Below are 26,189 nucleotides of genomic sequence, written 5' to 3'. Positions count from 1 at the left end.
ATATTTGATGATGACAAAAATTGCTCAGAAGGAAGAATATTATGACTACAATTCATTATCGTGAAATTATCTGTGAAGGCGCTCAAGATGTAGAAATTATTGATGAAACACTCAGTTTTGATCTACAACATTTTGCGCAAGCCTGCGGTCAAAGCCCAACATGGATACTGCAATTGCTTGAATATGAAATTTTACCTGCACGACCAGATGAACGGATCCATCAATTTTTTGGTGACGATGTACTTAGAGCACGCCGAGCATATCGTCTCCAAAGGGACTTTGATGCGAGCTTTACAGCAGTTGCTATGATGATGGACTTACTTGACGAAGTTCAACTTTTACGTAAACAAGCTAAACAGATGCAGATACAACACCACTAATTCTTTTCAAATTGTTAAAGTCGGATGACAGTTCAATATTTAACCGTCATGATGTTTGTTCTGTCTTTCAGGTCTTATTTGAAGAGGTTACTCCACTCCATGAATTCCAAGGTAGTGAATAAAAAAATTAAACATATGTTTCCTGAATATCAGGATCTTGTTACCACACTGCGCCATGATGATCCGCATTTTGCTCGGCTCTTTAACGACCACCATGAACTTGATCAGCATATTGCGCAGCTAGAACTCAATCCACTCAGTCATATTCAAGAAGATATTGAAATGCTGAAAAGGAAAAAGTTAAAACTGAAAGATGAGCTGTATCAAATCTTACAAAAAACAGCACCTCAGTAAAAATATACTTTCGATCCTCTACAGACGCTCATTTTAAGCGAGTCATTTTTTCGACTTCTTTGAGGGTCTGTTTAATGGGTTCATAATCAAGAAACCAGAGTAAATTGACATGCTGATTTTTATGTTGTTGTGCAAGCATGTCTATTACACTGCGCTCCCCACGCCCCATCAAATGACGTCGATAAAAATAAAGAATCAGCATTGCTGTCGAAAGAAGCATAACGATTAGCATAATCCAAAAACCAATCGGGTTTTTAAGTCCTGGAATAAATTCAAAATTCATTCCATACACCCCTGTGAGTAAAGTCAGTGGAGCAAACACAGCTGTAATTATTGCTAAAATACGCATATTTTCATTGGTTTGATTGGAAATAGCGGAGAAGTGTAAATCTATCGCAGACTGAATTGCATTATTTAAGCGTGCTGTATATTTTTGAATACGTTCCACATGACTGACTAAATCATTAATTCGAACTAATATGATGTCTTGTTTTCCGACTCTTTTTTTCGACTTGGCATGCCCGTGATTTTCAATAATTTCACCACGCAATTCTTGTAATACATCAATCTGCTCCTCACACAGATTTTCCACCTGTTGAAAAGCCATATTTTCTTGAAACAATTGTTGCCAACGGGTAAAACGACGATTACCCTGCAAAAGTTCTTGTTGCCAAAATTCAACGCGCTTACTCAGTGGTGCACGTAAATCAAGATAATCATCGACCATACTATTGAGTAGACGTAACTGTAAATCCAAAGCAGAAGCTGCCATTTTACGCGGCTTATTTTGCTCATCTACGGGTTTTGCAGCAATCGTTTGCACTCGCGTTAAATAATTTTCTAAAGCACGATTTCCACGTTCTCGAATGGTGATTAAAATATTATTTGTGGTAATAAAACTTACAGGTGTTGTGGTCAACCCAAAGAGACGCTCATGTTCTTCAAGTGCATTCTCACCACTTACAATTTGATCTGTCGGTGTAATCAGTTTACGAAAGATTAATAAATCATAATCATCCATGGTATCAAAAGTACATGGATGCTCAATATTTTGAATGTCCTTGACATGTAATTCATTCAGTCGAAGTTGAGTGCAGTCATACACATCTTGTTGCCACTGCTCTAAGCGATGAATAACATCATCCCGATAACAATCGACCCATGTAAATTCAGGTTCAACGTTTACGATTGGCTGCAACTGAATATACATCTGTTGTGAAGCAGCATGTACGTAAAAATAATAAATCTGCATAAAGATACTCAGGTCATCGGTGGTCTTTTTTTTATTGAGTCATTATTCGTAAACAATTGCTCGTCTGCATTGTACTGCGATTTTGAAGTCAGCGTCACGCCCAAAGAGTAATGCTATTTATCAAGATGATTTCTTGTTATGAAAAATAAAAAAGCCTGCTTAATGCAGGCTTTCCTATACAAATTAAAACAACGAACAATTAAAGTTGTTCGATGTCTTTCATTGTCAATTTAATACGACCACGGTTATCAACATCAGCAACTTGTACTTGGATGTCCTGACCTTCAGATAAAATATCTGTTACATTCGCAACACGTTCATTTGAGATTTGAGAAATGTGAAGTAAACCATCAGTACCAGGAAGGATGTTTACAAACGCACCGAACTCAACGATACGAATCACTTTACCTTTGTAAATTGTACCTGGTTCAATTTCAGCAGTAAGCGCTTGGATTTTAGCAACCGCAGCCATCGCAGCCGCTTTAGTTTCACCAAATACACGAACTGTACCGTTATCTTCGATATCAATTGCTGCTTTAGTTTCTTCAGTAATTGCACGAATTGTCGCACCACCTTTACCAATCACATCACGGATCTTATCAGGGTTGATATTGATCACTTGGAATGTTGGTGCATGCATTGAAATTTCAGGACGAGCACGTGAAATCACTTGGTTCATTTCATTGAGAATGTGCATACGACCTGCATACGCTTGGTTCAATGCAGCTTCCATGATTTCTTCAGTGATACCTTCAATCTTGATATCCATTTGAAGTGCAGTAATACCGTTTGCAGAACCTGCTACTTTAAAGTCCATGTCACCTAAGTGATCTTCATCACCCAAGATGTCAGAAAGAACTGCGAAACGTTCACCTTCTTTCACTAGACCCATTGCGATACCCGCAACTGGTGCTTTAAGTGGAACACCTGCGTCCATAAGTGATAGTGAAGCACCACATACAGAAGCCATTGAAGATGAACCGTTAGACTCTGTAATGTCAGAAACGATACGAATTACATACGGGAAGCGATCAGCTGGTGGAAGAACGGCTTGAACACCACGACGTGCTAGACGACCATGACCAATTTCACGACGCTTAGGACCAGACTCACGACCTGTTTCACCTACAGAGTATGCAGGGAAGTTGTAGTGCAACATGAAGTTGTCAGTTTTCGTACCCGATAATGTATCAACCATTAACGCATCACGAGTGTTACCCAGTGTAGTCGTAACCAATGCTTGAGTTTCACCACGCGTGAACAATGCAGAACCGTGTGCACGACCCAATACACCCACTTGTACGTCAATTGCACGTACAGTTTTAGTATCACGACCATCAATACGTGGCTTACCAGACAAGATGTTGTCACGTACTGTACGATATTTAAGGTCTTCGAATAATTCATCAACTTCAGCAGCAATGCCTGTTTCGTCATTTTCAGGAACGAACTGAGCAACAGCTTCTACATGAAGTGCATCTAATGCTGCATAACGGTCTTGCTTAACAGCAATGGTATATGCTTCAGAGATTTTAGCTTCAAATGCATCTTTTAATTGAGCAAGAAGCGCTTCATTTTTAGTCGGAGCAACCCAAGTTGATTCAACTGCACCAGCAGCAGCAGCAAATTCTTTAATCGCTTGAATCACAATTTGCATTTCGTCATGACCGAAAAGCACTGCGCCTAACATTTGGTCTTCTGAAAGCTCTTTCGCTTCAGATTCAACCATAAGTACAGCCGATTCTGTACCCGCTACAACAAGATCAAGATCTGATTCTTTCAACTGTTCATGGTTCGGGTTAAGGATGTATTCACCGTTGATTAGACCAACACGTGCACCTGCGATTGGGCCTGCAAATGGAACACCTGCAATAGACATTGCAGCTGAAGCACCAATCATTGCTGCAATATCAGCATCCATAGTTTTATCAGAAGAGATAACCGTTGCTGTTACTTGGATTTCGTTATAGAAACCTTCTGGGAACAATGGACGAATTGGACGGTCAATAAGACGTGAAATTAAAGTTTCAGATTCAGATTGACGACCTTCACGCTTACCATAACCACCAGGGATACGACCCGCAGCATATTGCTTTTCTTGATAGTTAACAGTCAGTGGGAAGAAATCTTGACCCGCTTTTGCTTTTGGTTGAGCAACGATGGCAACCAATACAGTTACGCCACCCATTGTGATTACAACAGTATTTGCTTGACGAGCAACACGACCTGTTTCAAGTACAACATTGTGTTGACCGTATTGAAACTCTTTACGAATAATATTAAACATTGACATATAATTTTCCTGTTTTTTCTTCTGGTGGAGACCCCTAAGGTTTGGCATTCATTTCACCCACTTTAGTGGACTTACATATAAATGACAAAGCTTAGAAGCCGACCTCACCAGACAAAATATATGATTTTTAAACACAAAGAAGGAGCGAATAGTCGCCCCTTCTCATTTATCTAGTCAAAGCTAGATAGACTTTAGTTTCCAGTAATACAGCACTTAACATGCAATAATCCGAAAATAAAAGTTTAAATCGAATTAACGACGTAAACCTAAAGCAGCAATCAATGCAGCATAACGAGTCGCATCTTTACCTTTAAGATAATCAAGAAGCTTACGACGTTGGTTAACCATACGGATTAAACCGCGACGACCGTGGTGATCGTGTTTATGTTCTTTAAAGTGACCTTGTAAATCATTGATTTGCGCAGTTAAAAGAGCAACTTGAACTTCTGGTGAACCTGTGTCGTTTTCAGCGCGAGCGAATTTTGCAACGATCTCTGCGCGATCTGTATTTGTTAAAGCCATTCGATTTCTCCGAGATGCTTATATAAAGTTTTGATACAAATCAAACCAATTCTTCAAAATTAATTTGACTGCCGTGCATCACTACAGCAGCGGACTATTTTAAAGGAAGTGCTCCTAGATTGCAAAGGATTGCATAAAATCTAGCTCAATCTCCCATAATTGATGCCGATAAAAGCATTTGCCATAATGCTATGCCATCGGGGCAATTCAGACACTGACTTTCTCTGTTCTGGCAGGCAAACTAACGATCAATAAAAAAAATGACATCGGATGTAAACGTGAAAATATTTTCAAGCAATACCTGTTATGTGCCCAAAGATTTGAGTGCTATTACCGATATTCAACATGAAGTTTCTGCAGAAGAAGGTGGAATGACTGTAAAGCAAGTTGAAACCATTTGGCGCAGTGTGGAGGATCTTTATAAAACAGGTAATTCACCACTCATTAGTCTGTGTCTACGCCGTCAAGGACAAATCATTCTTAATCGTAGTTTGGGCTATGCACAAGGGAATACATTAGATGGACTTTCCAATAATGCTCAAATTGCCAATGTAGATACCCCTGTTTGCTTATTTTCTGCCTCTAAAATGATTACCGCCATGCTTATCCATCTTCTTGATGAATCTGGTGAAATTAATTTATTGGATCCTGTGAGTCATTATATTCCTGAATATGCACAAAATGGAAAACACCGTGCAACCATTTTCCATTTACTCTCACATCGTGGTGGTATTCCACGTGTAGAAACTGAAGTTACGCCCGATTTACTCTTTGATAAAGAAAAAATTTTGCAAGAACTATATGCATCCAAACCACTTGCACCTGCGGGAAATCAGCTTGCATATCATGCCGTCACAGCAGGCTATATTTTAGGAGAAATCATTGAGCGAGTGACAGGACAAGATATTCGTCAGTTTTTACATGAAAAAATTGAAAAGCCAATGGGTATGCAATATTTCAATTATGGCTTAAAACCTGAATTTCGCCATTTGGTATCACAAAATGTGTCTACAGGTCTACATCCAACTTTAGGTACAGATCTGTATTTGAACCGTGTGCTCGGTGGCGGCTTACAAATGGCAGTCGATGTGACGAATGATCATCGCTTTATGGATACGGTATGCCCAGCAGGTAATATTTATACAAGCGCTGAACAAGCTAATCGTTTTTTTGAAATGTTACTCAATGGTGGCAATTACCAAGGTCAACAAATCTTAAGTCCTCAAACCGTATTCCGTGCGACTTTACCCACATCTAAAACTACCATTGACCACAGTTTGCTTGTTCCAATGCGCTATGCACTCGGTCCAATGCTTGGTAGTAATCCTGTCGGTATTTTTGGTCCAATGACAGGTCAAGCATTCGGGCATCTCGGATTTTCAAATGTATTGTGCTGGGCTGATCCTGAACGGGATATTAGCGTATCGTTTTTAACAACAGGTAAATCTGTCGTCGGTACACATTTAGCAGCCACAGCAAAAGTACTGTATCGAATCGCTCGCGAATGTCCTAAAATTGAGAAAGATCAACGTCGCTCATTATTTGGTACGCATCATTTGGAAACAGACCCCGTTTAAAAATGGTCTTAAAATTTGATCATGTCCAATATTATTGAGCATCAAACGAAAAGCCCCTGATATTTCTACCAGGGGCTTTTCTTTGCGCTGTAGTTTTTTCTATTATTTTTATAATTGTTTAATTTATTGTTATTTTTATCGTTTGTGATTGTTCACATTATTTTGAGACATTCCATGTTCTTACTATGGCATTTCCTTATGTCTCTTATATTGCCATAAATAATTTTAGACGAAAGTCGTATATTACGTATCTTTGTGTAAGCAAAATCGTACAAAATGTAAAACCCATCACACTTTATGTAAATTTATAGCGAAATAATTCTAGACATAAAAAAGCCCTGTAGTCTCTCCCAAAACTACAAGGCTTAGCGGCTGTAAGTTTCCTCTTTCCTGCTTACTTGCAAGTTCGCAGTCTCACGACTTTAAGTTATTTTTATTGTGCGATTTATACTTAACATTCCGTGTTAAGTTCTTTATGAGATTGATCATCTCAAAAATGCTCAATTCGCTCTAGCGCCAATCGCCTGAATCCTTGTAAGCTATTTCGTACACAAGTGCATGACATTAAAAAAAACTTTATGGTCAATTTAGTTCTTTAATTTTATTAACCAATCCACTCAATCTTGATGTTTCAACATTCAGTGATTGTACAAAACTTTTTTTATCAACCAGTAAACTTACTGCCTTTTTTGCCCGTGTAATTGCAGTGTAAATTAGTTCCTGACTCAGCAATTTTTGTGATGCTTGATCTAAAACCACAGCCGTATGGGTAAATTCTGATCCTTGTGATTTATGAATTGTTAAAACAAAAGCTGTTTCGATTTCTTTTGGTAAACGTGTCGCAGCAATCCACTTATCTAAACTAGGAAAATATACTTCAAACTGATCGGCTTGCTCACGATGTCTGAAACAAATACCAATATCTCCATTGGATAGTCCAAGTTGGTAATCGTTATACCCCATCATCACAGGTCGTCCAACATACCAATCACCTTGTCGAGATAACGTTGGCAAGTATGCAAATAACGCTTTTTCCATCTCCTGATTTAAACTTCTCAGCCCCAATACACCATGACGAACTGCGGTTAAAATACGGTATTCATCAAAAGCTTTGGTAATCTTATTGAATAAATTATTTGTATCATCTTCTGTCTTTAAATAAGTAGCGATGCTTTGAAAGTAACTATGAAAACCTACACTTAATTTTTGATAATAACTCGTAACATCTAAACCTGTAACTTGATCAGGTAAATATTCAAGCTGAATCGTATCTTTTTGAATTGTATTTAAATCAATCTTTTGAATTTCACTTGCCACGACAATCCTGTTCTCAAACTGAGCCAATAATTCATTTTCATCTACATTGACTTTTTTTTGTCCTTTTTGCGCTTGAATAAATTTTGCCATTTTTCCAATCAAAGCATCATCACTAAAACGGCGACTTTTCACCAAATTGACACGATTAACGTGTAAGGCTTCAACGTGTTGTAAATCGGCAAGCACTGAACCAACATCAACCGAAGCCAATTGATTGGCATCGCCCAATAAAATCAAACGGCAATGATTTGGTATAGCTTCAAATAATAATGTCGCTAGACTTAGATCAAGCATAGATGCTTCATCAATCACAATTACATCATAAGGCAAAGGTTGACGTGCATTAAAACGGGGCTTTTTTTGATTGCCTAAACCCAATAAGCGATGCAAAGTCATCGGGTTAAAAAGTTTAGGGTTTAAATTAAATGCCTTTAATTTTTCATCTGTTAATGAATTTTGTAATGCCTCACCCATACGTTGTGCTGCTTTTCCTGTTGGGGCTGCCATTGCAATCCGAATATTTGGAATGGCTTGATTTAAAACAGCAATAATTCGGGCAAGCGTATAAGTTTTTCCAGTACCAGGTCCTCCAGTAATAATACTGAAGGCTTGTTCTGCAACCATCGCCAATGCTTTTTTCTGCTGCTCTTCTTCTAATAAATCACTATTTTCAGAAATATTAACTGACTCAATTTTTTGTTGTTTTAATCGTCCGACTTGAATTGCTAAACGGTGCTCAAGTTGCCAGTAACGGTATAAATAAAGAAATTGGTTATCTTCAATAAAAGGTGCAACTTGAGCACGACCATCAAAGCTGCTTATCTGCGTATTTTTAATCATCAATGATTTGAAAGATGATATATCTCGCCCCGCAGCTGCAATACAGCTATCCCCTTGAGTCGTTGCCAATAAGATGTCTTGTGCCAACCGTATCGCTTCTGCATTTGGGTCTGTACCTGTGGAATACTGCGTTAAAACATATTTACTCCATGTCTCAATCCATTGTGGGACTTGACTCTCTAAATCTTGCTTATTTTCCACACAGTTATCCTCAGAGTTATCCATAAAGTTATCAACACACTTACCCACAAAACATATAAGTCGTAACTTTTTGTTTATTCAACCTTTTAAACCACAAATTATGCAGTTTCAGCCCGTTTATTCTCAATAAAATAACCAAGAATTGCATCGAGGCGTAGAATAAATTCTGTACTTGGTCTCCAATAATGATAGCCCTGCTCAGACTGCCCATTCATACCACGTAAATATAAATAAGTCGCTCCACCAAGATCTCGCTCTATTTGATAATCTTCAAGTTGAAGTTTCAAATAACGATGTAAAGCGACCAAGTAAAGTGATGCCTGCAACCAATAACTCGCTTGTGACATACTGCTTTTTACTGCCTCATCATGATAATGCAGTTGGCTTGTACCCAAAAAATTACTCTTATAATCGGCGATGTGATACTTCTTGCCATCAAAAAATACCAAGTCAATTGAGCCTGTCAAATAACGTGCCGAATTGGCATGATTAAACTCAGGCATTGCAATATTTTCTTCTGCAAAGAGCTGATGAATCCGTTGAACAGTCAAAATATGATCTGACAGTGCCAAATAAAATGGGAACTCGGATAAGTGTTCATGTGCTTGCAATTGTCCCAATTTAAAATCAGGAAAAATAGGCGTAGAGAGCACATCCTGTAACCATGCACCAATCCACTCAATGATGGTGTCCTCAAATTGCTCATCATTCGGGAATGCAGTTTGATATTTTTCAATCAACTCCGTTCGTAAAGACGCATAATTGTTTTTAAAACGGCGATGTATTTCTAGATGCCACAAGGCTTGATCATTAAAATCAATATGTTCAAAAATTTCATGTAAAAAATTCCCTGCCACTGTCCCTTTAGGAAAATTTGCTTTCATCCATGTAATAGGTTCAGAAATATGGTCTTGTGTAGCGGATAAAATTATAAATGCTTGCGTTTCAGTCTCATCATCTGCACTTCCCATTTTCTGTTCAGCAACTGCTAGAAAATCCTGCACTTGTGAACGGTTTAAATGCTGTGCCAAAGCGCTGAAACTCGTTTTACCCCGTGCATAAAACCGTTGTTTTGGAAATTCTTCCGCATGTAACTGAGCAATAGCTTCTGTTTTTTCTTTTTCCAAACGAAATGGACGCTCTTTCAGTAAAGGCTCAACAGCACTACCCACATGCTCAAATGCTTCTAGAGGATGACCTCGCCAAAATGCGAGTCCTGTAGTCGATTTAGCTTTAGTATCACTAAGCATGGCATACACACGATAACTCGCACGCGTTAAAGCCACATACCAAAGTCGATGATGTTCAGCTAAAGCACGTTCATTGTGCTGCTGAATGGCTTCAGGAGATAAAATACTGCTGTCATTGATCGCAACTGCACGTTGCTTTTGAGTCTGACCTGTTTGTGCATTGACGTGTTCAATAGTCGAAAAGTTCAGTGTTTTATTGATCTCTTTAAAATCTTTATCGGCGCCGAGTAAGAAAACAAATTTAAATTCTAATCCTTTCGATTGGTGAATGGTCATCAACTGGACGCCTGCCTCATTCGACAATTTACGCTCCATTTCCCATTCACGCTCCATTGGAGAAGTGAGTTGCTTTAAATACCAATGATATAAATTTTGTGCACCTTGATATTCCTCACTGTGTTGACTGAGCAATTCTGTAATATGGCGTAAATTCACTACTACACGTTCATTATCACGGCTTTGTGTTGCGACTAAGTTTGTCCATACCGCATATTGATTCAGTAAATATTGCCAAGCGGTGAGAAACCCTTGATTCAACCAAATTTCACGAATTTGATCGAACTGTTCAATATATTGACTCAAACCATCAGCATTTTGTTCTAATACAATCAATGCCTGTAAATTAAAACCAAAGAGTCGACTAAGCAAAGCTCGTTTAATTTTACCTTCATGGTATGGATGTAAAATTGCACCTAATACAGCACCAACATCCTGCGCAATTGAGCTTTCAAAAACACTTTTTTTCGATGGACGATTAGTACGAATACCTAGAAATTGTAAAGCCGATTGTGCCTTATCTAAGCCATCGTGATTTTTTGAAAGAATAGCAATATCACTTTCATCAATCGGGCGTTGTCCTGACTTTTCAGCAAAATATAAATGTCCTTGAACCCCTTGATTCAATAAATCACATATCTTCCAAGCAACTTGTTCTGCTTCATTTTTTTTATCTTCGAGTTGTAACCATCTTAATGGTTTTGGATTTGCAATGCCTTGATCCATCAAATCAGGATGTGGGCGACTACCTGCCTGTACAGGGGTATAAAAAACCTGTTCACCAAAATCGAGTTGTCGCTGAAATAATGTATCGACTACTTCAACTAGAGGCTCAACTGAGCGATGGTTATAAATCAGATTATACTCATGCCCATCTTTACCAAAAACATCCTGATGCGCCTTTAAAAAGGTCAGCATATCACCACCACGGAAGCCGTAAATCGCTTGTTTACGATCACCGACCATAATCATACAACCTTTTTTTACACGGTTTGGATGTCGCCAAATTTGCGCCAACATGTCATCTTGATCTTGGTTGGTATCTTGGAATTCATCAACAAGAATCAAAGGATATTTGGCATGTATAAAACTTGCAAAACGTTGCCCTTGCTCACCTTGCCCTTTTCCACTGTTTAACGCTTCAGCAAGGGTACGAATTTGTTGTGCAAACGTTGTTTCACCCTTTTGTTGCAAGACTTGTGGTAAACGTTTTCTGACTTCTTGCGCTAAGTAGTATTTTAAAAATGTATTGGTGCCATGCAATTGATTTTCGAAGACCTCAATATCTTCATAAATTTTTAATAATTGTTGTATAAGTGGATGATTATAAAAATCTGATTGTATATTTTCAGGTGCTGCTTTTTTAAAAATTTGTTCTTCTCGTAGAACTTTGATTAGTTTCGCAAAATCTTCTTTTGCCGAATTTAAATGCGTACTTAAATAATGTTTTGCATCATGCTGTTGTAAGGTTGCAATAATTTCAGGAAAACTTTTGGCAAAAATTCGATTGAAACGTCCACCGCGAAATTTCGTTCCATTAATTTGCTTATAGTATTCGCCATTTTCCAAATAGTACGCTTCTAAAGTTTGCAATTGCTCAGGCTGAATCTGTGCCAATTGCACCATTGCTTGCTGAAAAATATCAGCATCTGCACTGGAAAATTGCGGTTCAATAAACTGTGCTGAAGCAAAATTTAAAGTTTGCTCAACCGTTGCAACATAATAGTCAACAGCATGCAGTTCTCCTGCAAACATTAAACTATCGATAATATTTTGCGGTTGTGCCTGAATCCATTCACGCAATACATCATGAATGAGCTGATGACTATAACTTTTTGCATCATCGGTAATTTCAGCACGTTCAATTTTGCCACTTTCAAAGGCAAACTCACGTAACAACTTCTGGCTAAAGCTATCTAGCGTTCCAACAAATAAATCATCAAGTTGATCAATCACCAACTTTAAACGCTCACAAGCGTGAGCAATTTTCGTTGCAAATGTTCTCAGTAATTTAGAAAATAATGGATCAGATTCTTTCGCTGCTTTGGCTAAAACTTCTTGTTCGGTTAAATCGCGACAAGCCTCAAAATAACGTAAAGATTCTTGTAAACGTATCCGAATACGACTTTTTAATTCAGCCGATGCTTTACGGGTAAATGTTGTTGCAATAATATCTTTAGGCAAATATTTTTCTAATAATATGCGAACCATTAGGCTCGATAAGGTATAGGTTTTACCTGTCCCCGCCGATGCCTCAATCCAATGTAGACCTGTAAACGTCATGTCTTCAATGGGCTGAATAGATACCTTTTTATTCATCTTCATTTGTGAATTTACGGAAGATACGTGTTCGTTCATGATTACTCCTCCGCAACCTGTTGATACTGATAAATAGGGCTATACAATGCATATGCGAAATGATCACACGCATGTTTTAATAATGCTGTTGTATCTTGTTCTTGTAAAATAAACTGCCAATCACGATGTTTACGACTCCACTCCATTTCAGTCAAATCGTAAGGTAAGAAGGCATCACTTTTCGTCCATTCATTTTGTAAATCGGAAAAATTTTCCATCGTCATATTTCCAACATCACCATCTGACCACTTTGGCTCTTTACCCACCTCAGCTAACTTCAACATGAGTGCCGACGGTAAGACTAAAGGTTCAGACTGTCCGTAAGCATAGGCTTTAAACCAAGCCAACAGATGTATTTCAGCCTCTTTGGAGCTCAAACCTTCATTAATGAGAGTGACATCACTAAACACCGCAATTCTTTTTAATACTCGTGATTGATCATCATCCAAAGCCAAATAACTTAGCCACAATAAATATTCCAACCAAACTTTAGTACGACGTTTTCCACGGGCACTTGACGCATCTAAACTGACCCAATGCTGTCCTTGTCGTTCCAACTCGTTTTGTTTAGGAATGGTAATATTCATCACTAAACCATCTTTAACGGTCCATTGACGTTGCGTAGTTTCAGTCACTTTTTCAGCATACCGATATAAACGATCTTTAAGTCGATCTTGTTCCACCACACTCATTTGCCATGCGCTGTTTTGAACTTTCCCTATCGGTAATTGGTCTTGTAACAGTGCTTGATCTGCTTGGTGAAGTTGATCTTGAGTATCTTGTTTTTGTAAGAAATCACGAATTTGATATTTGGCTAAACCATCTAAAACTAAAGGTTCATTCAATGCAGGTAAATCTTGGGCACGCAAATTTTCCACGCCTAAGGTTTTCAAATATAAACGGGCAGGAAATGTCACATCCTGAATCCATTGTCCTGCATCCAAAACCGTAATGCTTTCTTGCTCGTCTAAACTTGGATAAGGGACATTTGCCCATGCTTGTCGCTCAGATAATTGTTCAGCCTGACGAATTTGCTGTGCGACGTTAAACCACTGATCACGATATCTTTGCTGTTCAACCGTTTCAAAGCCTTTAAGATCAAATGGTTGCAAAGTATGGATTTGATATAACGATTGTACCTGTTCTGCCATCTCCACGCCTTGCGGTTTAATCATTTGATAAGGCTGAATAGTTTCTTGATCAGATTCTGCTTGAGCATGAGTTTCTTGAATAGCTATTTCTTGAACAAGACTTTCTATAGTGCTCGCTTCTGTCCGCTCAGATTTTGTAATAAACGCAATATGGTTGATCAACTCTTGTAAAACACTCGATGGATCACGTACTTCGCCATCACTGACATCAAAGCCATTATAAAACAGCCATAAATTTTCTTGTGCCAACAATAAGGCATCTAAAAATGCACCTTGATCATCATCTAAACGAGAACGATCACCCAACTGTGGTTTTAAAATTTCCATTAAATCGAATGGTAAATGCACACTTCGATTTGGAAATTTACCACCATCTAAGTTCAACATCACAATGAGCTTGTAAGGCAATGGACGAATCTGTCCAATTTGGCTAAAAGTAATCTGACCTGTCGGCAAAGCTTGATCCATTTGCCCATCAAGTAAATTTTCAATTTCATTAAGCAAATAAGGCAAAGGTAGATAGAGCTGTTTGAGTTCTTTCGCCTCAGTTTCATCTTGTGTATTTCGATACGCCAATGTCAGCATACGTTCTTGTTTTTTGACAATTTCACGTACTGATTTTAAAATTTCAACACCCGATTGTTCAAATTCAGCAAGCTCTTTCATCAGTAAATTCAACCATGCTTCAACATGACATTGAATGGTCGTATTCTTACCCAATTCATGCGCAATCATCCAATCACGGCGATGATCAAAATCATGATAAATCTGAATCAGTTTTGCAATCAGTTCAAAATCACTCGGCATCACTTGTGCATAACTAAGCGTTTCATCAAAAATAATATGTTCAGGAATAGCGATACCCAATGCCAAACGATCTAGCGCATATTTAAAGGTAAAACGAAAATCTTGATCGTCCTGACTTAAACTGCGTTGTAAATGTGCTGCATCCAAACCTCGTTTAAAGCCTGCGCTAATTAGTAAGTCAACCATACGATCTGTATTGTTTACATCTAACCCATAACGAATTTGTGTGGCATTTAAATTCAGCCAATCTGCAAAGTCTTCAACACTGAAACGTCCATCAACCAAAGTCATACGACCTAACACAGCTCGCCATGCATTGCTTGCATCAAGTTGTGTTACGCCTGCAATTTTCACAGGTAAATACACACTGTCCTGATTAGGTATATGTGGAAATACACTGCGAATGAGCGGTTCTATCTGTTTTAAATCAGGTGCTAAAATTAAAATATCACTGGGTCTACGAGGCTGTTCTGTTGTGCCTTGGGCAAGCCAATGAATCATTTGATCTTTGAGAACTTCAAGCTGACGTAATCCTGAATGACAAACATTGATTTGAATGGAATGATCAGTCGGTGCAATCCTATACGCATGCTCTTCAGGTTCAACTAAATATAAAATATCGGACTGAAGTTTGGTGAGCAAATTGATTGGTTCTTCATCGACAAAGGCATCGACCCACTGCCCTTCCTCACCTGAAGAAAGATTGGATAAAATTGAAAAATGGTCACGAGCTTGTTTACCAAACCGTGTCAGTAATGGATGACGAGATTCTCGTGTTTCAGCATTAAAGTTAAGCGTAAATTGTTCGAAAAATTGATTAATCTCAACATCTGTTGCCTTTGGATTTTTGGCAATAAAACGCTCTTTCACTCGTAAATCATATTGTTTTTTCCAATTTGGATCGACACTATCTGCCCAATATTCTTGTGATGGGTTATAGTGCAAAATCACCACATCAATATACTGCCCAAGTCGTCTTAAAAATTGTAATTGGCTCGGTGGCAAATCCAATAAAGTAAACACTGTCAGCCGACTCGGCAATTTTTTTAATGCCTGTGGACGTTGTAGCTCATCATCTAAAGTCGCCCAAAAATCAGTATCAATACTTTGTATATCAATAAAATCATCATGAAAAGTATGTTGCCATAACCAGCGTTGCCAACTTTCTAATTCTTCCGCCTGATTCAGCGTAAATACCGAGATTTCATCTTTTTTAAAAAATTGGTTTTCTAAATTTAAAGCTTGATTGCGCCCCCACTGACCCAGCCAATTGCCTGTACAAGTACATTCATAACCTTCATTTGCACAATTTTTCTGACAGCCCCCTCTATAGAGCATGTAATTGCCAAATAGTTTTGATACTTGCTCCGACACCCAATACAACATACTTTGTTTTTTCAGTTGCTTTTTAAAGCCATGCTCAAGTGCTGAAGCTGAATCATAAATCCGTTTCACAATGCCAAACAATGGATGATCTAAAGGCAATTGGTTTTCATCGCTATCAATATGATTTTTCAGCGTTTGATAAATACGCCACTTCATAATCAGACGAGGAATATTTGCTTTACGGACTTTGTCTTTATTTTCTAATATTTGTTGATAGGCAAACCATTGAAAACCACGAATACGATGATGAAACTGATTATTGGCACTAATACCTTGTTGTTCTGAAATTTTTTGTGTCAGCCACTCCTGCACAGCAGGGCTCGGTACAATAAAATGTTGGGTTTTTAAAACAGTAAATGGATTTTTTGAGGGTTGAGCCGTATTTTGTAAGAGCCCTTGTACAAGCACATCTATACGTTGGCTTTGAATTACATGAATCGCCATAGTCCCTCAACCGTCTGTTTTAATGATTTATTGAAATGCACAAAAGCATAAACATTCGCCTCTATACAACGACTTCATACTATGGCATTTTTACTGCATTATTGGTACATAACTTCACAATTTCAAGCTTACACACTGCTTCTGTAGAAATATGATAAAAATCTTGATAAATAGGTAATTACTTTATGAAAATTGATAAAATTCCAGACTCGATTGATCCACATTTAAACCTTGAAAACATTCGTACAGAATGCTTAGAGCTTGTTAAAAAACGTTCTTACGTTTCGGCAGGTGTTGCTGTTATTCCTATCCCCTTTTTTGATGTGATTATTGATATCGGTATGTTGTCTTTACTCATTCCTGAAATTAATGCACGTTTTGGACTCGCACCTGAGCAAATTAGTGTGTATGACCCTGAAACTAAAAAAGTGCATTGGAATGAGCTACGTAAACGTGGTTTTGAGTTTTCAGGTTTAGTGGTCGCACGTACTGCGGCAAAAGCATCGCTCAACAATTTAGCTGCGAAAGTCATTACTAAGCAAGTGACTAAATTTATTCCACTGGGCGGTTCAATTATTGCGGCAAGTTTAGGTTATATTGTGATGAAAAAAGTCGCTGAAGTTCATGTAGATGAATGCTATAAGTTAGCAAAAGGGATTCAGCAAAAGCAAAGTGCGAGTGTGGTGAAGTATTCTTAGTCGTATTTTAGATATTCTAAAACAATAGAAAAGCGGATGAGAAGTCCGCTTTTTACTATTTTACTGACAAAAAACAAAGTATCTTTCTTTTCACTTAAAGAGAGGTTACATCTACTCTCCTTAGTTAGTAGTTAAGTTCCTTACCCCAGAAACCATATAGACACAAAAAGTACACGGATTTTCAAGATATTAATCAGCTTTTAACTGCTTTAAAATTGCCTTAAGCACCTGAATACGAGCCGAATATTTATCATTAGTGGCAATCACATGCCAAGGGGCGCAGTCGGTATTGGTTCGCTCTAACATATCTGCGGCTGCATTCAGATATTCATCCCAATGCCCACGGTTACGCCAATCTTCTGGGGTAATTTTAAAGCGCTTATGCGGTGTCTGCTCACGGGCTTTAAAACGAGCTTCTTGCTCCTCTTTTGAAATCGCTAACCAAAACTTAATCATCACATGCTGATTTTCAGTTAAATCTTTTTCAAAACGATTGATTTCATCATAGGCACGTTGCCATTCCACAGGATTTGCAAAACCCTCAATACGCTCGACCAATACCCGTCCATACCAACTCCGATCAAAAATGGTAATTTTTTCTTCAGGCTGAATTTTTGTCCAAAAGCGCCATAAATAAGGTCTGCGAAGTTCATATTTTTCAGGGGCGGCAATGGTATGAATATCATATTCACGAGGATCAAGTTTTTTCACAATACGCTTAATTGCACCACCTTTACCCGCTGCATCCATGCCTTCAAAGCTAATGACGATATTTCGAGGATCATTTCTTAGTGCATCTGAAACTTTTTTAGTCAGTTTTTTCAACTCAGTTTTATAATTTTCTGCCGATAAAATGTCATGAGCAGGATTCAATAAAACTTCAGGTGTGATTGTTTGTTTCCATTTCGTCCGTACCGATGTGCGATGTCGTGGTAACTCTTTTAGCGCACGTAAAATATGTTGAGCAAATTGCTGATCACGTACAGTTTCATCTTCACAATCAATAACAAACCAATCATTTGTAAATTGTTGACGTAACTTTTGTACAGTATCGTATTGTTTTTTATTACGCCAATCTAAACCATGTAACTTATGCCAACGCTGTTCTGAGGCATCCATTTCATCTAAACGTTTTTGTAAACTTTTCCAAGATAAATCAAACCAAACTTTAATGACTTCGACATGATTATTTTTCAAATCTTGTTCATAAGTACGCATACTATCGACATAAGCATCAAAAAGTGTGTCATCGAGTGGACGTGAAACGTGCATCGTGGTCGCTAATAAATCGCTGTACCAATTGCCAAACATGACTTGGATCTGCCCTTCTGCAGGAATAAAACGAACATATGGTTGCCAAAAAGTTTGTTTATCTGAAAATAGATGTGCAGGATCCGCTTTAACACGCAAATAGCGAGGGTCAACCCATTCACGTAACTGTTTTACCGCCTCACCTTTACCTGCTAATTCAATTCCACTAACCAAAATAACTAAACTTTTCCCATTTTTTTGATCACGACTATTTTTTAAAGCATACTGAGCTTCAATCAAATCTACCGATAAACTTTCTTCATCACGCACAACAAAATCTAATTCTTCTTTCATCATTTTTTCACATATATTTTGATATTGATTTGAGTATAACCTGATCAGATTACATCATGATTTTTTTTATACAGAGTCAATACCTTGCTCAAATTAATCAATATTTATGGCATTTTTTCTGCATTGTTTTGTTTTTTTGTCATAGAGATACCGTTAAACTGCCTTTATTCTTGATCAAAACAGATTTTCGAGCTTTATATGTCTAAACTTGCTGCACTAGATCAACTCTTAGAACAATATCAGCAGTTGAGTTACCACACCGACCCTATATTAAAAAATCGTTTACATGAAGCACAGACATGGTTAAAAAACCGTATTCAAATGACGCATCAGGACTTATTTAATCAAAAAGAAAATGTTCTGATGGCACAATATTTTCTTAATCGTTTATATGGTGGTCCTGAGTTTGATGACTTAGCTGTACAAATTGAACGCTTGTTAAAATACGCGCATAAAGCTGAAAAAATCATTCCTGAAAATGCCATTAAAACAGGCTTAAAATCTGTTGGACTTGCTGTTTTAGCCATGCAGCTTGATGAACAAGTCGCAGCACAACTTCTGAAAGATTATCCTGCAGATCAAGTCATTGATAATGAAATGATGCGTCAAACACTTATTAAACTCGATCAATATGACGCCCGTTTAGATCAACTCTCTTTACTTGATGACCTTGGTGGCGCACTCGATAAATATATGCGTTCATTCATCATGCACACTGCTTTTAAAATGTGTAAAGGTGCTGCAAATAAATATCGTTTTGAATTGATGTATGACTTTATTGGTGAGGGTTTTATCGCAATGAAACCTATGAAATCTGCTGCAAATTTTATTCATACATTCACGGTAAAAGAACGGGAAATTGTTGAAAAAGTTCATGCAGGCGAACCCAACCCATTTTATTAAATGTTGAAATCACATCCAATATATACCGATCTTTTCGATCGGTTTTTGTATATTATTCATAACAATTACGTGCAGAAGACTGCAAATTTTTGCATAATCTGTCATTATGCAAAATAAGATCAGATTTCCCATTTTTGTGTTCAGGAGTGACTCAAGTGTCGAATGAAAACCAACAGCCAACCGCACCTGTAGAGTCGGCAACCAATACAGACAAACAGAGTCCTTTTTTAACTGAACCATTACCGCAAGGTACTCCACAAGGGCAACAACAATCTTTACAACAAGCCCATGTTGATACACCTGTTTCAGGTACAGTACCTAAATACAATCTGCCACGTGGCGCAAACACGGGCAATGTCGGTGCAACCACTCACTTCGGTTATCAGACTGTAAGTAGTGATGATAAAGCTCAAAAAGTTGCCGAAGTATTCCACTCAGTGGCAGCAAAATACGACATCATGAATGACTTAATGTCATTTGGTATTCATCGTTTATGGAAACGCTTTGCAATCAATATGTCAGGCGTTCGTCGTGGTCAACACGTACTTGATATCGCAGGCGGTACGGGTGATTTAGCCAAAGTATTTAGCCGTGAAGTTGGTCCTACAGGTCACGTAGTTTTATCTGATATTAACGAATCGATGCTCAATGTTGGTCGTGATCGTCTGATTGATGCAGGCTGTACCAATGTCGATTTCGTTTTGGCAAATGCTGAAACTTTAGAGCCATTTGCAGACAACAGTTTTGACTTACTCACCATCAGTTTTGGTCTACGTAATGTGACTGATAAAGATGCTGCACTACAAGCCATGTATCGTGTACTTAAGCCAGGTGGTCGTTTACTCATTTTAGAATTCTCTAAACCTGTGTTTGAACCATTCTCTAAACTTTACGATATGTATTCATTCACGGCATTGCCAATCATGGGTAAAATCATTGCCAATGATGCTGAAAGTTATAAATATTTAGCTGAATCAATTCGTATGCACCCTGACCAACGTACCCTTAAAGGGATGATGGAAAATGCGGGCTTCCAAAACTGTGACTACCACAATTTAACGGGTGGTATCGTTGCGGTTCACCGTGGTTTTAAACTGTGATTTTCACATTTTAATGATTAACAATAAGGTTGCATTATGTGGTCAATTTTAGCACTCGGTGCAGTTGAACGACTGATCAATCAGTTGATCAATATGGATGCGATTACTCGCATCCAATTCAATCAGTTGCAAGGCAAACTATTACGTGTGGTGATCGACTCACCACAGTTGTCGGTTGATGTTTATTTTGATGAGTATAAAGTTCGTTTTGAACCAACGGTGACAGGTAAAAGCGATACGCCTTCTATATTTGAACAACGCCCTTATGACAAAAATGTTGCAATTGCTGAAGCAACGGCAACCTTACACGTCAAAAGTATTGTTGAATTAGCGAAGCTCTTTGTTGCTGAAGATATTGGTAATATTCCGCTTGAAGGTGATTATCATCTTTTGCAGGATATTCAAAACATCATCCAACAGACTGAACCTGATTTAGCTTCACATTTAAGCCCGTGGATTGGTCCTGCTTTGGCACATGAAATCGGCAAAATTCAGCTTGCACCCAAACATTTAAAACGTTCAGTGCAAAGTCATACCTTCTTTGTCGAAGATTTTCTAAAAGAAGATTCTCGTCTTTTTGCGCCACGTTGGCAAATGGATGATCTACAACAAGATACGCGTCAACTCAATCAAAATATTGACCGACTTGAAGCTAAAATTCAACAACTTCAAAATCAATTCAATTCTGAACAATCTAGGTAAGACCATTTATGATTCCGCACATCAGCCGTTTACTCGAACTTTGGCGCATTGCCGCGCACTATCGACTCGATACACTGGTTCCTGCGGAAGAATTACCTGAAAAAGCGCGTCATATTTTAGCATTAATTCGCATACACCCTGCTGCATGGTCAAGCAAAGAGAAAAAGAACCCTCTCAAGCTGAAAGAAGCTTTAGAAGAGATGGGACCTCTCGCGATTAAAATGGGGCAATTACTCTCAACTCGTCGTGATTTGATTCCACCAGAAATGTTACAACAATTGGTTTTATTACAAGATCGTGTTAAACCTTTTGATAATGATGTTGCGAAAACGCGTATTGAACAATCTCTAAAAACCAATATTTCAACGCTATTTTCCCGTTTTGACGAACAGCCTTTAGCAGCAGCATCAATTGCACAGGTACACACGGCTGCCCTCCATGATGGTCGTGAAGTAGTTGTCAAAGTCACTCGACCTGACATTCGCAGTCAAATTTTACAAGATTTTGAAATTTTAAGATGGCTTGGTGCAAGTCTAGAAAAGCGTCTTGAAGCTGCTCGTGCTGTGCATATTTCAGAAATTATTGAGAACTATCGTCAAGTCATTTTGAATGAACTCGATTTGACTTTAGAAGCTGAAAATACACGCCGTATGCGCCATTACTTCACAGGTTCAAGTATGATGTATGTGCCTGAAGTGTATATGGATAGCAAAGATGTGATGGTGGCTGAACGCATCACAGGTGTACCAATTTCAGATACTGAAACCTTTGATAGATTGGGCATGGATCGTAAAGATCTCGCTGAAAAAGGTTTAACAATTTTCTTTACCCAAGTGTTCCGTGACAACTTTTTCCATGCTGACATGCATCCAGGAAATGTCTTTGTTGAAACACTAAATCCAAGTAGTCCTCGTTATATTGCACTCGATTGTGCGATTATGGGTGAGTTGTCTAAATCAGATCAGATGACCGTTGCTCGCATGTTACTTGCTGTAATGAACAGTGATTTCATGCAGTTGATTCAAATCGTGCATCAAGCAGGTTGGATTCCACCGGGGACTGATCAAGATGCTTTAGCGCGTGAAATGCGTCGCACTGTCGGACCAATGGTATCCAAGCCGATGCACGAATTGGACTTTGCAGGCATTTTGATTCAAGTCATGGATATTGCACGTCGCTTTCATTTAGAAATTCCACCGCAATTAATGTTATTACTCAAAACATTGGTGCACGTAGAAGGTTTGGGAACAGACTTGTATCCTGATCTGGACATTTGGAGTACAGCAAAACCGATTCTGACTGAATGGGTTAAAGCACAGATGAACCCTCAGAAAAACCTGAAAGAATTAGGACAAAAAATCCCTGATTTACTTTTAGGTGCGCAAGATTTACCAATGCTAATGATTGATAGTCTAAATGGTTTGAAAAATCAATCTGCTTGGCATTCAAAGCAACTACATGAATTGCAAATGATGCGTTTGGAAGTTGAGCATCAACAAAAACGGAGTTGGATGTTCGGCAGTATCATGGCGATTTTATTGTCTATTGCAATTATTGCGCCGTGGTATGTATCTATCGTATTAATTGTGCTGGCAAGTGTTTTAGCGATTTGGCGGATTGCGAAGTAATTAAATCACCTTAAATAATTGAATTACCTTAAAAACCAAATCAAATTTGGTGTGGTTTTTCCATATTAGGGATTTTACACTCCCAATCTAAATGACGTACTTGTACAAAATTTAACTTTAGAGATGAGTAGAACTGCTATGTAAGGGAGAGGTTCTTATTTAAACTCCTCTCATCCTAACCTTCTCCCTTTGGGGGGAAGGAATTCTCAATATAAATTTGAATAGCAATTCTCAGTTTTTCCAATTTCTTAAAAATTAAGGAATACTTATTTTCAAAATCCTTGAATAAAGTATCCAATGACTCAAAAGTCATCTACTGATACCTCTCGCCATTGCCCTGTCATGACTATTTTCTAAAATATAGCCATCTGTTTGAGCGAACATCACCATGACCCAAATTCTCTACCGAAAACCATCATCACTTAAAATCCAAGTTGGCTCGCTCGCCAAACAACTGATCGAAAAAGAAGGTCTTCATGCACAGCAAGTGGATATGATTCCAGGTGCAGCAGGTGGTCCCAAAGGCATCGGGCTGACAGGTTTAGACCAAGCTATTTTTGGTGAATTTCTCCCTCAAGCCAAACAAAGACGTTTTTTAATTGGTTCATCTGTTGGTGCATGGCGTTTTGCAGGAATTGTGACGCAAGGTGAAAAAATCGGACCTGAAAAATTGGCTGAGTTATATATCAATTTACCATTTAAAAAAGGCATGAAAATCGCCGATATCGAAAAAATTTCAAGAGACATGCTTCATGGAGTTTTAGGTGATCAACCTGATAAATTAGTCACTCATCCTGACTATCATTTAGCCATCATTGCAGCAAAAGCCGAACATTTATTTCAAAGTGATCAAAAACTTGCATTATATAGCTCTTTACTTGGAATTATTGGTAGTAATGTGATTTCTCGTGATCACTTAAATAAATTTATGCAGCGTGTGATTTGTCAGCCTACAGATTTTCCACAATTTAAAATTCAGGATGATGCTTTTAAAACTCATTATATGAATTTTAATCAGGATAATGTTGCCGATTGGCTCATGGCTTCGGGTTCAATTCCAGGTGTAACGCCTGCAGTGAAAAATATCGCCGATGCTCCTGAAGGTGCATATCGTGATGGTGGTTTAATTGACTATCACATCGACCTACCATTTGAGAGTAAAGGTATTGTTTTATATCCTCATTTCACCGACAGCATCACACCGGGTTGGTTCGATAAAATGTTTAAATCACGTAAAGCTAACCCTAAAAATCAAGCAAGAACTTTACTGATTTCGCCATCTCAAGAATATTTACAATCCTTACCTTTAGGACGGTTGCCTGATCGTAAAGATTTTGTATTAAAAGGCTTATCAGACAGTGAACGTAAAAAATTATGGCGACAATCTGTTGCAGAAAGCCAAAGATTGGGCGATGGATTTTTAGAGTTGATAGAAAAACAGAATTTTGCGGAAGTAATGCAGCGTTTATAAACTTAAAAAATTCCCTCTTTTTAAAGAGGGAATTAGGGCGATTAATAAAACGCTAACCAAGTTTTATCTTGCCTATTTCCTCTATTTTGTTAAATTTAAAACAATTAAAAAGACTAAAACCAATAATGCCAACATCTAAAATTCCAAAATTTGCCATCATTGGTGCAGGTACAGCAGGACTTTCAACTGCAATATTATTGGCTCGACAAAATATTCACGTCACCCTTTTTGAAAAAGTAAACGAACTCGAACCTGTCGGTGCAGGTCTACTGCTACAACCTTCTGGGCTTGCTGTATTTGAACATTTAGGCGTACTCGATGAAGCACTTAAACTAGGTGCAATCGTCACAGGATTAGAAGGACAACTTGCCAATGGTTTTAAAATTGTTGATAGTCACTATACTCAAGCACACCCAGATTTTTACGGTCTAGGCATTCATCGTGCAAGCTTATGTCATGTGTTAGAAAATAAATGCCATGAATATTCAGAATTGATTACATGGCAAATGAATACAGATATTCAACGACTTGAAGAATCTACCAATGAAATAAGAGTTTATGGCGCTGTGGATGATCAACCTTTTGATGCTGTTTTCGATACAGTGATTATTGCAAATGGCGCACGTAGCGAGCTACGTCCTAAGGCTTGGGTGAAGATTGATAAGCCTTATCCTTGGGGTGCAAAATGGACAATTGTTCCTGAATGTTTAACACTCGAAGCAAAAATTCTGCATCAGTTTTATGATAAATCTAAAATTATGATGGGTATTCTCCCAACGGGTGCAACTCCTACAGCTCATAATCAGAGGCTTTCAAGTGTCTTTTGGAGCATGCCAACAGATCAATTAAGGAATTTTTTACAGGATAATCAATCACGTTCTGATTGGTTAAAAGTAGTATCTAAGCGTTGGAAGCCTGCTGCTGAATGGCTGGAGCAAGTCATTGCCAATCCCGAAGAAAAACAACAATGGTTTGCTGCAAATTATCGTGATGTGGTGATGTCTAAGTTTGGTGAAGGTCGCATTGGTGTGCTGGGCGATGCTGCACATGCCATGAGTCCACAACTTGGGCAAGGTGCAAATATGGCACTCCTTGATGCTTGGGCATTGGGGCAGGCTGTAGAAATATCGAAAAATAATAATTCAATTGATCATGTGAAACTTTGGCAAACTTATCATCAACATCGTCAAAGTTCGACTGCTTTTTATCAGTTTTTAAGTCGTTTACTAACTCCACTCTATCAATCTGATTTGTGGTGGGCGGGTGCTTTTCGTGATTTAACTTTTTCGTGGATGTACCGTATTCCCTATTTCCGCAAAGAAATGGCGCTGACTGTTTCAGGTTTAAAATCTGGCATGTTGAGTCAGATGCAGTATGAGCAGATTGTGAAAAACAAACGGAATGGCGATGTTTGAAATTACTAAAGAATCTCTCGAAAATATTTTCCCACCTTTCCAATTAGGAGATAATCGCTCTCTACTAGAATGCGATTTCTACAATACTCATTATTGTTATTTTGACCAAATTGATGATGATTATTTATCGGCAATAGACATGTCCGCAGAAGGCTTACTTCTTGAATGGGGCTTCGATTGGTCAAAATTTTACTTACAAGCAGGTTTAGATGCTGCTCGTTCACGCACTAGACCACTTGAAAGTATTAAGACATAGAAA

At 38.2% G+C, this 26,189-nt stretch carries 18 protein-coding genes; 11 read left to right on the top strand and 7 right to left on the bottom strand.

The annotated features are described in order from the left end of the window. Positions 1-41: 41 nt before the first annotated feature. Together ACK2M2_RS00840 and ACK2M2_RS00835 are read left to right on the top strand one after the other, a co-directional pair. Positions 42-380, top strand: coding sequence for a chaperone modulator CbpM (locus tag ACK2M2_RS00840; RefSeq protein WP_409509920.1), 339 nt, complete (start codon positions 42-44; stop codon positions 378-380). 99 nt (positions 381-479) lie between these two features. Continuing rightward, a complete protein-coding gene (locus ACK2M2_RS00835; protein WP_409509919.1) occupies positions 480-734 on the top strand; it encodes a YdcH family protein in 255 nt (84 codons plus the stop codon). A 28-nt stretch (positions 735-762) separates the two neighbouring features. On the opposite strand, the gene ACK2M2_RS00830 is transcribed toward ACK2M2_RS00835, so the two are convergent. From ACK2M2_RS00830 to rpsO, 3 genes are all read right to left on the bottom strand, one after another. Further along, positions 763-1,986, bottom strand: coding sequence for a magnesium transporter CorA family protein (locus ACK2M2_RS00830; protein WP_419345828.1), 1,224 nt, complete (start codon positions 1,984-1,986; stop codon positions 763-765). A 199-nt stretch (positions 1,987-2,185) separates the two neighbouring features. Continuing rightward, positions 2,186-4,273, bottom strand: coding sequence for a polyribonucleotide nucleotidyltransferase (pnp, locus tag ACK2M2_RS00825; RefSeq protein ID WP_409510012.1), 2,088 nt, complete (start codon positions 4,271-4,273; stop codon positions 2,186-2,188). A 258-nt stretch (positions 4,274-4,531) separates the two neighbouring features. Further along, positions 4,532-4,801, bottom strand: coding sequence for a 30S ribosomal protein S15 (gene rpsO, locus ACK2M2_RS00820; RefSeq protein WP_409509917.1), 270 nt, complete (start codon positions 4,799-4,801; stop codon positions 4,532-4,534). A 278-nt stretch (positions 4,802-5,079) separates the two neighbouring features. On the opposite strand from rpsO, the gene ACK2M2_RS00815 reads away from it, so the two are divergent. After that, positions 5,080-6,378, top strand: coding sequence for a serine hydrolase domain-containing protein (locus tag ACK2M2_RS00815; protein ID WP_419345826.1), 1,299 nt, complete (start codon positions 5,080-5,082; stop codon positions 6,376-6,378). 582 nt (positions 6,379-6,960) lie between these two features. Here the strand turns inward: ACK2M2_RS00815 and recD are convergent. The 3 genes from recD to ACK2M2_RS00800 all read right to left on the bottom strand — a co-directional run bounded on the left by recD (position 6,961) and on the right by ACK2M2_RS00800 (position 16,408). Next, positions 6,961-8,736, bottom strand: a complete 1,776-nt coding sequence (gene recD, locus ACK2M2_RS00810) for an exodeoxyribonuclease V subunit alpha (protein WP_419345825.1) — start codon at positions 8,734-8,736, stop codon at positions 6,961-6,963. 98 nt (positions 8,737-8,834) lie between these two features. Continuing rightward, on the bottom strand, positions 8,835-12,587 hold the full coding sequence (locus ACK2M2_RS00805; protein WP_419345887.1) for a UvrD-helicase domain-containing protein: 3,753 nt from the start codon (positions 12,585-12,587) through the stop codon (positions 8,835-8,837). 35 nt (positions 12,588-12,622) lie between these two features. Beyond that, on the bottom strand, positions 12,623-16,408 hold the full coding sequence (locus ACK2M2_RS00800; protein WP_419345824.1) for an exodeoxyribonuclease V subunit gamma: 3,786 nt from the start codon (positions 16,406-16,408) through the stop codon (positions 12,623-12,625). A gap of 185 nt (positions 16,409-16,593) precedes the next feature. Between ACK2M2_RS00800 and ACK2M2_RS00795 the strand changes: the two genes are divergently transcribed. Then, positions 16,594-17,106 carry a hypothetical protein gene (locus ACK2M2_RS00795; protein WP_409509913.1) on the top strand — a complete coding sequence of 171 codons (513 nt, stop codon included), beginning with the start codon at positions 16,594-16,596 and terminating at the stop codon, positions 17,104-17,106. Between the two features lie 189 nt (positions 17,107-17,295). Here ACK2M2_RS00795 and ACK2M2_RS00790 read toward each other — a convergent pair whose 3' ends face one another. Continuing rightward, on the bottom strand, positions 17,296-18,714 hold the full coding sequence (locus ACK2M2_RS00790; RefSeq protein WP_419345823.1) for a phosphate--AMP phosphotransferase: 1,419 nt from the start codon (positions 18,712-18,714) through the stop codon (positions 17,296-17,298). A 195-nt stretch (positions 18,715-18,909) separates the two neighbouring features. Between ACK2M2_RS00790 and ACK2M2_RS00785 the strand changes: the two genes are divergently transcribed. The 7 genes from ACK2M2_RS00785 (at position 18,910) to ACK2M2_RS00755 (ending at position 26,186) form a co-directional block, all read left to right on the top strand. Then, a complete protein-coding gene (locus ACK2M2_RS00785; RefSeq protein ID WP_419345822.1) occupies positions 18,910-19,614 on the top strand; it encodes an FFLEELY motif protein in 705 nt (234 codons plus the stop codon). A 155-nt stretch (positions 19,615-19,769) separates the two neighbouring features. After that, the gene (ubiE, locus tag ACK2M2_RS00780; protein WP_409509910.1) at positions 19,770-20,714 is read left to right on the top strand and encodes a bifunctional demethylmenaquinone methyltransferase/2-methoxy-6-polyprenyl-1,4-benzoquinol methylase UbiE; all 945 of its coding nucleotides are present in this window, start codon (positions 19,770-19,772) and stop codon (positions 20,712-20,714) included. A 36-nt stretch (positions 20,715-20,750) separates the two neighbouring features. Next, positions 20,751-21,416, top strand: a complete 666-nt coding sequence (locus ACK2M2_RS00775) for a ubiquinone biosynthesis accessory factor UbiJ (RefSeq protein WP_409509909.1) — start codon at positions 20,751-20,753, stop codon at positions 21,414-21,416. Between the two features lie 8 nt (positions 21,417-21,424). Further along, the gene (locus ACK2M2_RS00770; protein ID WP_419345821.1) at positions 21,425-23,044 is read left to right on the top strand and encodes an ABC1 kinase family protein; all 1,620 of its coding nucleotides are present in this window, start codon (positions 21,425-21,427) and stop codon (positions 23,042-23,044) included. Positions 23,045-23,432: 388 nt separating this feature from the next. Next, a complete protein-coding gene (locus tag ACK2M2_RS00765) occupies positions 23,433-24,515 on the top strand; it encodes a patatin-like phospholipase family protein (RefSeq protein ID WP_419345819.1) in 1,083 nt (360 codons plus the stop codon). Between the two features lie 125 nt (positions 24,516-24,640). After that, positions 24,641-25,930 carry an FAD-dependent oxidoreductase gene (locus tag ACK2M2_RS00760; protein WP_419345817.1) on the top strand — a complete coding sequence of 430 codons (1,290 nt, stop codon included), beginning with the start codon at positions 24,641-24,643 and terminating at the stop codon, positions 25,928-25,930. After that, complete coding sequence (locus tag ACK2M2_RS00755; RefSeq protein ID WP_409509905.1) at positions 25,923-26,186, top strand: hypothetical protein; 264 nt, start codon at positions 25,923-25,925, stop codon at positions 26,184-26,186. Before ACK2M2_RS00760 ends, ACK2M2_RS00755 begins: the two co-directional genes overlap by 8 nt. The last annotated feature ends 3 nt before the right edge of the window (positions 26,187-26,189 follow it).

The sequence above is a fragment of the Acinetobacter sp. TY1 genome, assembly GCF_048551395.1.
GTDB lineage: Bacteria > Pseudomonadota > Gammaproteobacteria > Pseudomonadales > Moraxellaceae > Acinetobacter.
The sequence above is the reverse complement of the archived record's forward strand: the minus strand, read 5'-3'. Positions and strand labels throughout refer to the sequence as shown.